The organism is Enterobacter sp. RHBSTW-01064 (assembly GCF_014103035.1).
In the GTDB taxonomy this organism is placed as follows: domain Bacteria; phylum Pseudomonadota; class Gammaproteobacteria; order Enterobacterales; family Enterobacteriaceae; genus Enterobacter; species Enterobacter mori.
In genome coordinates this window covers 60,732-74,019 of record NZ_JABXOU010000006.1, presented here as the reverse complement: position 1 = coordinate 74,019, position 13,288 = coordinate 60,732, and the positions used below count along the sequence as shown (strand labels likewise).

General features: G+C 56.8%; 11 protein-coding genes. 7 read left to right on the top strand and 4 right to left on the bottom strand.

Translation table 11 applies throughout. The features are described 5' to 3' along the window. Window positions 1-148 precede the first annotated feature (148 nt). From fhuA to fhuB, 4 genes are read left to right on the top strand one after another with little or no spacing between them, the layout of a single operon-like run. The gene (gene fhuA / locus HV355_RS17805) at window positions 149-2,359 is read left to right on the top strand and encodes a ferrichrome porin FhuA (RefSeq protein ID WP_182402865.1); all 2,211 of its coding nucleotides are present in this window, start codon (window positions 149-151) and stop codon (window positions 2,357-2,359) included. 50 nt (window positions 2,360-2,409) lie between these two features. After that, window positions 2,410-3,207, top strand: a complete 798-nt coding sequence (gene fhuC / locus HV355_RS17800) for a Fe3+-hydroxamate ABC transporter ATP-binding protein FhuC (RefSeq protein WP_108417052.1) — start codon at window positions 2,410-2,412, stop codon at window positions 3,205-3,207. Beyond that, window positions 3,207-4,097 (top strand): Fe(3+)-hydroxamate ABC transporter substrate-binding protein FhuD, encoded by an 891-nt coding sequence (fhuD, locus tag HV355_RS17795; protein WP_029484922.1) that lies wholly within the window; start codon window positions 3,207-3,209, stop codon window positions 4,095-4,097. The genes fhuC and fhuD overlap by 1 nt, the downstream gene beginning before the upstream one ends. Continuing rightward, window positions 4,094-6,076 carry a Fe(3+)-hydroxamate ABC transporter permease FhuB gene (gene fhuB, locus HV355_RS17790; RefSeq protein ID WP_182402863.1) on the top strand — a complete coding sequence of 661 codons (1,983 nt, stop codon included), beginning with the start codon at window positions 4,094-4,096 and terminating at the stop codon, window positions 6,074-6,076. Before fhuD ends, fhuB begins: the two co-directional genes overlap by 4 nt. An 85-nt stretch (window positions 6,077-6,161) precedes the next feature. On the opposite strand, the gene hemL is transcribed toward fhuB, so the two are convergent. Next, window positions 6,162-7,442: a glutamate-1-semialdehyde 2,1-aminomutase gene (hemL, locus tag HV355_RS17785; RefSeq protein WP_089599144.1), complete on the bottom strand. Its 1,281-nt coding sequence runs from the start codon at window positions 7,440-7,442 to the stop codon at window positions 6,162-6,164. Window positions 7,443-7,618: 176 nt separating this feature from the next. Here hemL and clcA point away from each other — a divergent pair, with 176 nt between their 5' ends. Beyond that, window positions 7,619-9,019: a H(+)/Cl(-) exchange transporter ClcA gene (gene clcA, locus HV355_RS17780; protein WP_182402861.1), complete on the top strand. Its 1,401-nt coding sequence runs from the start codon at window positions 7,619-7,621 to the stop codon at window positions 9,017-9,019. Between the two features lie 86 nt (window positions 9,020-9,105). Beyond that, window positions 9,106-9,453 carry an iron-sulfur cluster insertion protein ErpA gene (gene erpA / locus HV355_RS17775; RefSeq protein WP_010426752.1) on the top strand — a complete coding sequence of 116 codons (348 nt, stop codon included), beginning with the start codon at window positions 9,106-9,108 and terminating at the stop codon, window positions 9,451-9,453. A 71-nt stretch (window positions 9,454-9,524) separates the two neighbouring features. Here the strand turns inward: erpA and HV355_RS17770 are convergent, their stop codons facing one another. From HV355_RS17770 to mtnN, 3 genes are read right to left on the bottom strand one after another with little or no spacing between them, the layout of a single operon-like run. Next, window positions 9,525-10,148, bottom strand: coding sequence for a TRIC cation channel family protein (locus HV355_RS17770; protein ID WP_108417049.1), 624 nt, complete (start codon window positions 10,146-10,148; stop codon window positions 9,525-9,527). 30 nt (window positions 10,149-10,178) lie between these two features. Further along, window positions 10,179-10,979 (bottom strand): vitamin B12 ABC transporter substrate-binding protein BtuF, encoded by an 801-nt coding sequence (gene btuF, locus HV355_RS17765; protein ID WP_108417048.1) that lies wholly within the window; start codon window positions 10,977-10,979, stop codon window positions 10,179-10,181. Then, window positions 10,972-11,670 (bottom strand): 5'-methylthioadenosine/S-adenosylhomocysteine nucleosidase, encoded by a 699-nt coding sequence (gene mtnN / locus HV355_RS17760; RefSeq protein WP_010426746.1) that lies wholly within the window; start codon window positions 11,668-11,670, stop codon window positions 10,972-10,974. The genes btuF and mtnN overlap by 8 nt, the downstream gene beginning before the upstream one ends. 82 nt (window positions 11,671-11,752) lie before the next feature. Here mtnN and dgt point away from each other — a divergent pair, with 82 nt between their 5' ends. Then, a complete protein-coding gene (dgt, locus tag HV355_RS17755; protein WP_182402859.1) occupies window positions 11,753-13,267 on the top strand; it encodes a dGTPase in 1,515 nt (504 codons plus the stop codon). Window positions 13,268-13,288: the final 21 nt, after the last annotated feature.

Here is a 13,288-nt window from a genome sequence, read left to right as displayed (position 1 = left end):
CCCTGTTTTCATCTGGTTAATTCTTAAACCCTTAAATCTTGTAGGGCCGCTTACTGCTTGCTATGCAACCAGCGTTTCGCATATTATTCTGCGGTCATAATAATAATTCTCGTTTACGTTATCATTCAATTTTCCATCAGAGAACAACATGGCGCTTTCCAATACTGCTCAGCCAATTAACACGTCGCTGCGTAAAATCGCGGTTGTCGTAGCCACAGCGGTTGCCGGCATGTCTACTTACGCACAGGCTGCCGAAACCCCGAAAAAAGAAGAAACCATCACCGTTACTGCCGCACCTGCTGCGCAGGAAAGTGCCTGGGGGCCAGCACCGACAATTGCAGCAAAACGGACCGCGACAGCGACCAAAACCGATACTCCAATTGAGAAAACCCCGCAGTCCATTTCCGTGGTAACACGTGAAGAAATGGACATGAAACAGCCGGGTACGGTTAAACAGGCTCTGGCCTATACGCCGAGCGTATTTTCAACGCGCGGCGCATCAACGACCTATGATGTAGTTTCTATTCGTGGTTTCACCACCTCCAGCACCGTAAACACCAACCAGTATCTGGATGGCATGAAGCTGCAGGGTGATAACTATTCTGAAGCCTCTATGGATCCCTATTTCCTTGAGCGCGTCGAACTGCTGCGTGGTCCTACTTCCGTCCTGTACGGCAAAAGCCACCCGGGCGGCGTCGTCAGCATGGTCAGCAAGCGCCCGACCACCGAGCCGCTGAAAGAAATTCAGTTCAAAATGGGCACCGATAACCTGTGGCAAACCGGGTTTGACTTCAGCGATGCGATTGACGATGACGGCGTATGGGCGTATCGCCTCACCGGTCTGGGGCGCAGCGAAAATGCGCAGCAGGAAATGGTGAAGTCTACCCGCTACGCGATTGCGCCTTCCTTCAGCTGGCGTCCTGATGATAAAACCGATTTTACCTTCCTGAGTAACTTCCAGAGCGATCCGGATGCAGGCTATTACGGCTGGTTGCCGCGGGAAGGCACCGTTGTGCCTTACTACGACGCCAACGGCAACGCGCATAAACTGCCGACTGATTTCAATGAAGGCGAGGAAGATAACAAGATCTCCCGTCGTCAGAAGATGGTGGGGTATAGCTTCTCGCATCAATTCGACGACACCTTCACCGTGCGTCAAAATCTGCGCTACAGCAAAATCAATACCCTTTACCGCTCAGTCTACGGCAATGGCTATATCGCCCCGGCACAAATCAGCCGTGCCTATGTCCGTTCTGATGAAAATCTGAATTCTTTCACCGTTGATACGCAGCTTCAGTCCAAATTTGCGACCGGCCCAGTTGATCATACTCTGTTGACGGGTGTCGATTACCTCCGCATGCGTAATGACATTAATGCTGACTATGGCACCGCTGATCCTATCAGCATGACGAAGCCTGAGTACGGTAATCCGAACGTCGATGTTTACTACCTGTATCAGATGCTTAACCGTCAGGAGCAAACGGGCCTGTACGCTCAGGACCAGGCTGAATGGGATAAGTGGGTGCTCACGATGGGTGGCCGCTATGACTTTGCAAAAACGTCAGCCCTGAATCGCGCCAGCGGAACCACCGCGGAAATTAACGACCAGGCATTCACCTGGCGCGGGGGAATCAACTACCTGTTCGACAACGGTATCACGCCGTACTTTAGCTATAGCGAATCTTTCGAACCGATTTCGGGGACGACCCAGGACGGTAAGCCGTTCGATCCGGCTCGCGGCAAGCAGTACGAAGCGGGCGTGAAGTATGTCCCGAAAGATCTGCCTGTTGTTGTCACTGCAGCGGTGTACCAGCTGACCAAGAATAACAATCTGACCGCCGATCCTGCGAACCCGACCAGCGGCTTTAGCGTACAGGGTGGAGAAATCCGTTCCCGTGGCTTCGAACTGGAAGCAAAAGCGGCCGTGTCTGCCAACGTGAACGTGACGGCATCCTACAGCTACACCGATGCGGAATATACGCATGATACCTGGTATGAAGGACGTCGCCCGGCGGAAGTGCCACGCAACATGGCCTCTCTGTGGGCGGATTATACCTTCCACGAAACGGCGCTGAGCGGTCTGACTGTCGGTGCGGGTACCCGTTATATCGGCAATACCGTGTCCTACTACTCCGCCGCCTCACCGAAAGCCTACGAGTCGTTTAATGTGGCGGGTTACGCGCTGGCAGATGCGACGGTTAAATACGATCTGGCGCGCTTCGGAATGCCTGGCTCTTCAGTCGGCGTCAACGTGAACAACATCTTTGACCGCGAGTACGTTTCCAGCTGCTACAGCGAATATGCATGCTACTGGGGTGCTGGACGTCAGGTTGTTGCCACCGCGACCTTCCGCTTCTAATCTCTCTTCGGGCACGGTTCGCCGTGCCCTTTTTATTTAAGTTGGCTGATATGCAGGATAATCAAACGCAATCCGACACCACCTTTTCGCTCAGCAATCTCTCCTTTCGCGTACCCGGGCGCACCCTGCTGCATCCGCTCTCTTTGACATTCCCCGCAGGTAAAGTCACTGGCCTGATTGGTCATAATGGCTCTGGTAAGTCCACATTGCTTAAGATGCTTGGACGCCATCAGCCGCCGTCGGAAGGCGATATCCTGCTGGACGGTCAGCCGCTGGAAAGCTGGAACAGCAAGGCCTTTGCCCGCAAGGTGGCGTATCTGCCGCAGCAGTTACCGCAGGCAGAAGGGATGACGGTGCGTGAGCTGGTGGCGATTGGTCGTTATCCGTGGCACGGGGCGCTTGGTCGCTTCGGCGTGGCCGACAGAGAGAAAGTGGAAGAGGCGATTGCGCTGGTAGGATTAAAGCCGCTGGCGCACCGTCTGGTGGATAGCCTGTCCGGCGGTGAGCGTCAGCGCGCGTGGATTGCGATGCTGGTGGCGCAGGACAGCCGTTGCCTGCTGCTCGACGAACCGACCTCTGCGCTGGATATTGCCCACCAGGTCGACGTTCTGGCGCTGGTGCATCGTTTAAGCCAGCAGCGTGGGCTGACGGTGATTGCGGTACTGCATGATATCAACATGGCAGCGCGCTACTGTGATTATCTCGTCGCGCTGCGCGGGGGCGAGATGATTGCGCAGGGAACGCCGTCCGAGCTGATGCGTAGCGAAACGCTGGAAACCATTTACGGTATTCCGATGGGGATTTTGCCTCACCCAGCCGGGGCTGCACCGGTGAGCTTCGTCTACTGATGCTGGATTCAATCTCAATGAGCCGCCGTCGCCTGCTGATGGCGATGGCGCTGTCACCGCTGCTGTTAAAAATGAATACTGCCCGTGCCGCCGCGATAGATCCACATCGGATTGTGGCGCTGGAATGGCTGCCGGTCGAGCTGATGATGGCGCTCGGCGTCACGCCGTATGGCGTGGCGGACATTCCTAACTATAACCTCTGGGTGAACGAGCCTAAGCTGCCGGACTCGGTCATCGACATCGGCCTGCGAACGGAGCCAAACCTCGAACTGCTTACCCAGATGAAACCGTCGTTCCTGTTCTGGTCAGCGGGCTACGGTCCGTCAGAAGAGACCATGGCGCGCATTGCGCCAGGACGCGGATTTTCTTTCAGCGACGGTAAAAAACCGCTGGCTATGGCAAAAAACTCCATTAACGAGATGGCGCATTTCCTCAACCGCGAGGCGGAAGCCAAAAAACACCTCGACGAATTTGATGCCCTGATTGACTCCCTGAAGCCGCGCTTTGCTCACCGGGGCGACCGTCCTTTACTGATGGTGACGCTGCTGGATGCCCGACATATGCTGGTCTTCGGTAATAACTGCCTGTTCCAGGAAGTGCTCGACAGCTTCGGTATTCGCAACGCCTGGGAAGGGGAGATGACCTTCTGGGGGAGCACCGCCGTCGGCATTGATCGCCTTGCGGCATTTCGCGATGTTGACGTGCTGTGCTTCGATCACGGCAACGAGCGCGAAATGCAAACCCTGATGGCGACCCCGCTCTGGCAGGCGATGCCGTTCGTACGCGAGAAACGTTTCCTGCGCGCGCCGGCGGTGTGGTTCTACGGCGCGACGCTGTCGGCGATGCATTTTGCCCGCGTGCTGGACAACGCGATGGGAGGCAAGGCATGAGTACACGTATTGCCCGTTTCCCGGCGCTTCTGCTGGCGCTGCTTTGCCTTGTCGCGCTGGCGTTAACCTGGTTCAACCTCTCGACCGCGTTACCGCGCGAACAGTGGGGCGCTGCCTTTGCCGCGCCGGATATCGATAATATTCAGCAAATGCTGTTCCACTACAGCCTGCTGCCGCGTCTGGCGATCTCCCTTTTAGTCGGTGCTGGTTTAGGGCTGGTGGGCGTGCTGTTCCAGCAGGTTTTACGTAACCCGCTGGCCGAACCGACCACGCTGGGGGTCGCAACCGGCGCACAGCTTGGGATCACCATTACCACGCTGTGGGCGCTACTGGGTGCGTTAACCTCGCAGTTTGCAGCACTCGCGGGGGCATGCGTGGTGGGCGCGCTGGTCTTTGGCGTGGCGTGGGGTAAACGTCTTTCACCGGTCACGCTGATCCTCGCGGGTCTGGTGGTCAGCCTTTACTGCGGGGCGATCAACCAGCTGCTGGTGCTGTTCCATCACGACCAGCTGCAAAGCATGTTCATGTGGAGTACCGGGACGCTCACCCAGACCGACTGGAGCATCGTGCAGCGCCTGTGGCCACAGTTGATTGGCGGCGTGGTGCTGACGCTGCTGCTGCTACGTCCGCTGACCCTAATGGGGCTGGACGACGGCGTGGCGCGCAATCTGGGTCTTGCCCTGTCGCTGGCGCGTCTGGGCGCGCTGGCGCTGGCGATTGTGCTAAGTGCTTTGCTGGTAAACGCGGTCGGCATCATCGGGTTTATCGGCCTGTTTGCGCCGCTGCTGGCGAAAATGCTCGGGGCGCGTCGTTTGCTGACGCGTCTGATGCTGGCGCCACTGATTGGGGCGCTGATCCTCTGGCTTTCCGATCAAATCATTCTCTGGCTGGCGCGAGTCTGGATGGAAGTGTCTACCGGGTCGGTGACCGCACTCGTCGGTGCGCCACTGCTGCTGTGGCTGCTGCCGCGCCTGCGCAGCATGAGCGCGCCCGCTATGGATGCGGGTGATAAGGTCCATGCTGAAAGGCAGTCGGTCCTGTGGTTTAGCCTGGCGGGACTGGCGGTACTGATCATTGCCTCGTTCGCGGCGCTCTCCTTCGGACGCGATGCCTCGGGCTGGCACTGGGCAACGGGTGATCTACTCAATGAACTGCTACAGTGGCGCTGGCCACGTATCTTCGCTGCGCTGATCGCAGGCGTGATGCTGGCGGTCGCGGGGTGCATTATTCAACGTCTCACCGGCAACCCGATGGCAAGCCCGGAAGTCCTGGGTATCAGTTCTGGCGCGGCGTTTGGCGTGGTGCTGATGCTGTTCTTCGTGCCGGGCAATGCGTTTGGCTGGCTACTGCCAGCCGGAAGTATCGGTGCGGCGGTCACGCTGATGATTATCCTGATTGCTGCCGGTCGCGGCGGATTTTCACCTCACCGTATGCTGCTGGCCGGGATGGCGCTGAGCACCGCCTTCACGATGCTTCTGATGATGCTGCAGGCCAGCGGCGATCCGCGTATGGCGAAGATCCTGACATGGATTTCTGGCTCAACCTACAATGCCACCGGCAGTCAGGTTGTCTGGTCAGGGATCGTTATGATAGCGCTGCTGGCGGTGGTTCCGCTGTGCCGTCGCTGGATGACCATCCTGCCGCTTGGCGGTGAAACCGCGCGTGCGGTGGGGATGGCGCTGACGCCAGCGCGCGTGGCGCTGCTGCTGCTGGCTGCGTGCCTGACGGCGACGGCAACCATGACTATCGGACCGCTGAGTTTTGTGGGGTTAATGGCGCCACATATTGCCAGAATGATGGGCTTCCGCCGGACGATGCCGCATATCGTGATGTCGGCCCTGACGGGCGGGGTGATGCTGGTGTTCGCGGACTGGTGCGGAAGAATGGTGCTGTTCCCGTATCAGATCCCTGCGGGTCTGCTGTCGACCTTTATCGGTGCGCCGTACTTTATTTATCTGTTGAGAAAGCAGAGCCGGTAGTCAGGTGCGGCCTGATGCCCTCTCCCACGGGGAGAGGGAGAACAATCGTAGGCCGGGTAAGCGTTAGCGCCACCCGGCAATGCCCTTACAGCTTCGCAAACACCTTACGCGCCGCGTCAATGGTGTTATTGATATCTTCTTCACTGTGCGCCACGGACATAAAGCCCGCTTCGAACGCTGACGGTGCCAGGTACACGCCTTCGTCCAGCATCAGGTGGAAGAAGCGCTTGAAGCGTTCAACGTCGCACTTCACCACGTCCTGATAGCAGGTCACGGTTTTCGCCTCGGTGAAGAAAATCCCAAACATCCCGCCCACGTGGTTGACCACCAGAGGAATACCGGCCTCTTCTGCCGCTTCCAGCAGACCGTTTGCCAGCTGCGTGGTACGGTCGGTCAGGGTTTCGTGAATACCCGGCTGAGCCACTTCGGTCAGGCAGGCGAAACCCGCTGCCATCGCGATGGGGTTGCCCGAGAGCGTGCCCGCCTGGTAAACCGGACCGGTTGGTGCCAGCGCTTCCATGACGTCTTTACGACCACCGAATGCCCCGACCGGCATGCCGCCGCCGATGATTTTGCCGAGGCAGGTCAGGTCCGGCTCGACGCCGTAGTAAGACTGGGCACCCGCGAGCGCCACGCGGAAGCCGGTCATCACTTCATCAATGATTAACAGTGCGCCGAACTCGTCGCACAGGGCGCGCAGGCCTGGCAGGAAGTCAGGCTGCGGTGGGATGCAGTTCATGTTGCCCGCAACCGGCTCAACGATGATGCAGGCGATCTCCTGCGGATACTGCTCGAATGCCGCGCGAACGGTGTCCAGATCGTTGTAGGTGCAGGTTAGGGTATGCTTAGCGAAATCGGCCGGTACGCCCGGCGAGTTTGGCTGGCCGAGCGTCAGCGCGCCAGAGCCCGCTTTCACCAGCAGACAGTCGGCGTGGCCGTGGTAGCAACCTTCGAATTTGATGATTTTATCGCGACCGGTAAAACCACGCGCCAGACGAATGGCGCTCATGGTGGCTTCGGTGCCGGAGTTCACCATACGTACCATGTCCATGGTGGGCACCAGTTCGGTCACCAGCTCCGCCATTTTGACTTCCATTTCGGTTGGCGCACCAAAGCTCAGGCCGCGCTGAGCCGCTTCAATCACCGCGTTACGAATGGTTGGGTGGTTGTGCCCCAGCACCATCGGGCCCCAGGAGCCGACGTAATCGATATAGGCTTTGCCATCGACATCATACAGATACGCGCCGTCAGCACGTTCGATAAACAGCGGCGTGCCGCCCACGCCGGTAAAGGCGCGCACAGGTGAGTTCACGCCACCCGGAATAAGCTCGCGGGCTGCACTGTAGAGGTTTTCAGACTTGCTCATGGCGTCGTTCCTGGTTCGTATAAAATGATTAAGCACACTATTCTAAGTGATTCGGGGATGGTTATGAAATTTTTACCCTGGCAATGCTTTAAGATTTGTTAAGTAATTTTCAGGAGACGGTGGGGCGGTCTCTGGTAAAATCCTGACGGCGATTTGTATGACGAAAAGAACAGGCAATGAAATCAGACTCACCCTCATTTGAAGAACAACAGTTTGCGCGCGCGCGACACCGTATCAGCATCCGACGACTGCTCAACCGCGACAAGACGCCGCTGGCGATTCTGCTGGGCGCTGCCGTGGTGGGAACGCTGGCGGGGCTGGTGGGCGTCGCGTTCGAAAAGGCCGTCAATGGCGTGCTTAACTGGCGTATTGGCACCGTTGCGGGTTATGCCGATCGCGAATGGCTGGTCTGGATCCTGGCGTTTGGTTTATCTGCACTGCTCGCCATGATGGGCTATTTTCTGGTACGGAAATTTGCCCCGGAAGCGGGCGGTTCAGGGATCCCGGAAATAGAAGGGGCGCTCGAAGAGCTGCGTCCGGTCCGCTGGTGGCGCGTGCTTCCCGTGAAGTTTATCGGCGGGTTGGGGACGCTTGGTGCGGGAATGGTGCTCGGGCGCGAAGGGCCGACCGTACAACTGGGCGGTAATGTTGGCCGTATGGTCAGCGATCTGTTCAGGATGCGCAGTGCTGAAGCCCGCCATACGCTGCTGGCAACCGGTGCCGCCGCAGGGCTTTCCGCCGCGTTTAATGCCCCGCTGGCGGGGATCCTGTTTATTATCGAAGAGATGCGCGCTCAGTTTCGCTATAACCTGATCTCGATAAAAGCGGTGTTTACCGGGGTGATCATGTCGAGCATCGTCTTTCGCCTTTTCAATGGCGAAGGGGCGGTCATCGAGGTCGGAAAGCTCACCAATGCGCCGGTCAATACGCTGTGGCTGTATCTGATCCTCGGCATGATTTTTGGCATTGTTGGCCCGCTGTTTAACAGCCTTATTTTACGTGCTCAGGACATGTTCCAGCGGATCCACGGTGGTAACACGACCAAATGGGTGCTGGTGGGGGGGCTGCTCGGCGGCATGTGCGGGGTTCTGGGCTTTATCGAACCTAACGCGGCAGGTGGCGGTTTTGGGCTTATCCCCATTGCGGCAGCGGGGAATTTCAGCATTGGTCTTTTGCTGTTCATGTTCATCTCGCGGGTGATCACTACCGTACTCTGCTTCTCCTCCGGCGCGCCTGGCGGCATTTTTGCCCCGATGCTGGCGCTGGGCACGCTGCTGGGAACCGCTTTTGGCATGGCGGCGGCCGTGGTTTTCCCGGCCTATCATCTTGAAGCCGGGACGTTTGCCGTCGCCGGAATGGGGGCGTTGCTGGCCGCGTCCCTGCGTGCACCCTTGACCGGGATCGTGCTGGTGCTTGAGATGACGGACAATTACCAGCTCATTTTGCCAATGATCATTACCTGTCTCGGCGCGACACTATTAGCCCAATTCCTGGGTGGAAAACCGCTATACTCCACCATTCTTGCACGGACCCTGGCGAAACAGGAGGCTGAACGGGCCTCAACGCAGAATACTTGAATGAATTACCAGGGTATTAGATAATGAAAAAAAGAATTGGGTGATTTTTACCCAATAGCAGTATGCAGTATTCATGGGAGCATAAGATGAGTGATGACGTAGTAGCTGTACCGCTCGAATTTACCGAAGCAGCAGCCAAAAAAGTAAAAGTCCTGATTGCCGATGAAGACAATCCGGAACTGAAACTCCGTGTTTATATTACCGGTGGTGGCTGCAGCGGCTTCCAGTATGGTTTTACCTTTGACGACCAGGTGAACGAGGGCGACATGACCATCGAGAAGCAGGGCGTCGCGCTGGTGGTTGACCCGATGAGCCTGCAATACCTGGTCGGTGGTTCGGTTGATTACACCGAAGGTCTGGAAGGTTCGCGCTTTGTGGTGACCAACCCGAACGCAACAAGCACCTGTGGGTGTGGTTCGTCGTTCAGTATTTAAGAGGGTGCGGGAAGATGCCCTCACCCCGGCAAAACGCTAAAAACGGTAACCTTGCGGTTACCGTTTTGCATTTACCTGCCATTCTCATCCAGCGCAAACGTCGGCAGCTTCAGGTGCCAGCGTATCGCCGCTAAACGTATCACCAGCGTCACGACCATCCCCAGCATCGCGGCATTTTCCAGCGGGACCGCAAAGGTGTAATACGCGGTGGCGTGAACAATTCCCCCTACAATACAGGCCGTCGCGTAAATTTCAGTACGCAGGATCATCGGCACTTCACGCGCCAGAATGTCGCGAATGATCCCGCCGCCCACGCCGGTTAATACACCCATGCAGATCGCCACCATCGGACCGGTACCCGCATTAAACGCCTTATTAACGCCAATACCGACAAACACGGCGAGGCCGACGGCATCCAGCACAGGCAATATCCATTTGGGTAATCTGCGGGGTTGACGAACCAGTACAATGGTCAACATGCAGGTGACCATCGCCACCACCAGATCGGTGGGATCTTTTACCCAAAACACCGGGCCATTTGCCAGCGCCATATCGCGGATTGTTCCGCCGCCCACGGCGGTCACAACGCCCAGCACCAGCACGCCAAACGGATCCATGCGCAGTTTTCCGGCGAGTAAAACGCCGGAGATAGCAAAAACGGCTGTGCCAAGAATATCCAGCCAATACACGAGCATCGTTAAATCCTCGAAAAGTATTTATCTATGTTAGTGACTCTCTGCCAGCGCGGCACAGAGTTGTTTTGCGGCGAGGATAATACGCGGGCTGGCGCGTTCAAACCAGTCACCGTTGAGCGGGATCACCGGAATTTTAAGCTGGCTTTGCCAGAAGTGTTCAACTTTAGGAATATCGCTCGCATTTCCGACCACGACGATGGCCTGCGGCTGGCGTGCAAGCACCTGTTCACGGCTGACCTGAGGCCAGGGTACCCGGCTGGCTGCAAAGATATTTTCGCCGCCGCAGATTTCCAGCACCTGGTTCTGAATCGACCCTTTTCCGGTGGTGAACAACGGCTGGCTACCAAATTGCAGAAAGATGCGTTTTTTGGCGGGGGTGTTGTACCGGGATTTCAGCGCTGCATAGTCGCTGAGCATCTGTTTCGCAGCGTCCTCGGCTTTTTTGGGCGTGGGGCTAAAAGGGGCCAGATCGCGCAGCGTCTGGGCGATTTGCTCAATACTGACTGCGTCCACCCACATGACCTTAATACCCAGTGAGGTCAGTTGGTTGACCTGCCGCTCGGCATTGCCGCCACGCCAGGCCAGCACGAGGTCAGGCTTAAGCGCCACAATGCGCTCGAGATTCATTCCTTGCCAGGTCGCGACCTGCTCAATGCTGGCGGCCTGGGGGGGATAATTCGAAAAGCTACTCACGCCCACAGGGGTGATCCCGGCAGCAAAGGCCAGTTCGGTATTCGCGGGGGAGAGAGTAATCACACGCGGCATGGCGAAAAGCCATGCCGGTGCGAGAAGAAGCAGGGCGGCCAGCGCCCTGACGGTATGTTTAGCCACGAGCCAGTTTCTGCACCAGACGCTCCACCATCACGGTGGACTGTTTTGCCGCCACAACAAGGAACTCGTCAAAGCTAATGTGGGACTGCTGGTCTGCCACGTCAGAGATCGCGCGAACCACCACAAACGGTACGCTAAAGTTATGGCAAACATGAGCAATCGCGGTTGCTTCCATCTCAACGGCAACCGCCTGCGGGAAGTTATGGCGGATTTTCGCCAGGCCCACGGAGCCGTTAATGAACGCATCACCGCTGACAATGAGGCCGCGTACCGCGTTGAGGTTCAGTTCTGCGATGCAGCTTTCTGCCGCGGCAATCAGGTTGTCGTCGGCTTTAAACCCGGCCGGGCAACCTGGAAGCTGACCATATTCGTAGCCGAAGGCGGTCACGTCGGCATCGTGGTAACGTGCTTCGTCGGAAACGACGATATCACCCACTTTCAGCGTCGGCGCCAGACCGCCCGCAGAGCCAGTGTTGACGATCACGTCCGGCTTGCAGCGTTCGAGCAGCAGGGTCGCACCCAGCGCAGCCGCAACTTTACCGATGCCAGATTTCAGCAGAGCCACGTCAACACCGTTCAGCTGGCCGGTGTAGATCTCACAACCACCCAGAGAGAGAGTCTGACGGTTCTCAATTTTGTCACGCAGCAGCGTAACTTCTTCTTCCATTGCACCAATAATGCCGATTTTCATAGATTTACTCGCGATGTGCCTTGTTAAGATGCATAGTCTATCATGCGGTTAAGGGGAAACGCATTCTCACGCGGGGGAGCACATGGCACCAATCGATTTTCGCACCAAAATTAACTGGCACCGACGTTTCCGTTCGCCGCAGGGCGAAAAGAGCGAACATGAGATCCTGCGTATCTTCGAGAGCGATCGCGGGAGGATCATTAACTCGCCCGCTATCCGGCGCTTGCAGCAAAAGACCCAGGTGTTCCCGCTGGAGCGTAACGCCGCGGTGCGCACGCGCTTAACCCACTCTATGGAAGTTCAGCAGGTTGGGCGCTACATTGCCAAAGAGATTTTGAGCCGCCTGAAAGAGCAGCGGCTGCTGGAAACTTATGGTCTGGATGAACTGACCGGGCCGTTTGAAAGCATCGTTGAGATGGCCTGCCTGATGCATGACATCGGCAACCCGCCCTTCGGGCATTTCGGCGAGGCGGCAATCAACGACTGGTTTAAGCAGCGGCTTTTCCCTTTGGACGCGAAAAGCCAGCCGTTGAGCGACGATCGCTGCGTGGTGAGGGATTTACGCCTGCGTGAGGGTGAAGAGAGCCTTAACGATCTGCGTCGCAAAGTCCGTCAGGATCTCTGCCATTTTGAAGGTAACGCGCAGGGGATCCGCCTGGTGCACTCCCTGATGCGCATGAATCTGACGTGGGCGCAGGTGGGCTGCATACTCAAATACACGCGCCCGGCCTGGTGGATGGAAGAAACGCCTGCCACGCACAGCTACCTGATGAAAAAGCCGGGCTACTATCTCTCCGAAGAGGCCTATATTGAGCGGCTGCGTAAAGAACTTTCATTAACGCCAAAGGGGCGTTTCCCATTAACGTGGATTATGGAAGCCGCCGATGACATTTCCTATTGCGTGGCCGACCTGGAAGACGCCGTTGAGAAAAGAATATTCAGCGTCGAGGAGCTTTATCAGCATCTTTATGATGCCTGGGGTAAACATGAAAAAGGGTCGCTGTTTTCTCAGGTCGTCGAAAATGCCTGGGAAAAATCGCGCTCGAATTCCCTCAGCCGCAGTACCGAAGATCAGTTCTTTATGTATTTACGGGTCAATACATTAAATAAGCTGGTGCCTTACGCGGCGTCGCGCTTTATTGATAATTTGCCGCTGATTTTCAGCGGGGAATTCAATCACGCGCTGCTGGAAGATGACAGCAGTTTCAGTCAACTCCTTGAGCTTTATAAACATGTGGCGATGCGCCATGTGTTCAGCCATCCGGACGTGGAGCAATTAGAGCTGCAAGGATACCGGGTGATCAGTGGGTTACTGGAAATTTATTCCCCGTTGCTTCACTTATCAGTCGATGAATTCAGCGAGCTGGTGGAACACGAGCGCGTGCGGCGAATACCTATCGAATCCCGGCTTTATCAGAAACTTTCTACCCGTCATCGTCTGGCGTATGTCGAAGCGATTGGTAAGCTGGAACGCCACTCCCCGGAATGGCCAGTGATGGAATATTATTATCGCTGTCGCCTTATCCAGGACTATATCAGCGGCATGACAGATTTATATGCCTGGGATGAGTACCGCAAGCTCATGGCCGTGGAATAAGCGCTGAGTTTTGTAAAGACG

Coding starts and splice junctions, on each gene's coding strand:
- fhuA (WP_182402865.1), top strand. CDS start 149: ATGGCGCTTTCCAATACTGCTCAGCCAATTAACACGTCGCTGCGTAAA.
- fhuC (WP_108417052.1), top strand. CDS start 2,410: ATGCAGGATAATCAAACGCAATCCGACACCACCTTTTCGCTCAGCAAT.
- fhuD (WP_029484922.1), top strand. CDS start 3,207: ATGCTGGATTCAATCTCAATGAGCCGCCGTCGCCTGCTGATGGCGATG.
- fhuB (WP_182402863.1), top strand. CDS start 4,094: ATGAGTACACGTATTGCCCGTTTCCCGGCGCTTCTGCTGGCGCTGCTT.
- hemL (WP_089599144.1), bottom strand. CDS start 7,442: ATGAGCAAGTCTGAAAACCTCTACAGTGCAGCCCGCGAGCTTATTCCG.
- clcA (WP_182402861.1), top strand. CDS start 7,619: ATGAAATCAGACTCACCCTCATTTGAAGAACAACAGTTTGCGCGCGCG.
- erpA (WP_010426752.1), top strand. CDS start 9,106: ATGAGTGATGACGTAGTAGCTGTACCGCTCGAATTTACCGAAGCAGCA.
- HV355_RS17770 (WP_108417049.1), bottom strand. CDS start 10,148: ATGCTCGTGTATTGGCTGGATATTCTTGGCACAGCCGTTTTTGCTATC.
- mtnN (WP_010426746.1), bottom strand. CDS start 11,670: ATGAAAATCGGCATTATTGGTGCAATGGAAGAAGAAGTTACGCTGCTG.
- dgt (WP_182402859.1), top strand. CDS start 11,753: ATGGCACCAATCGATTTTCGCACCAAAATTAACTGGCACCGACGTTTC.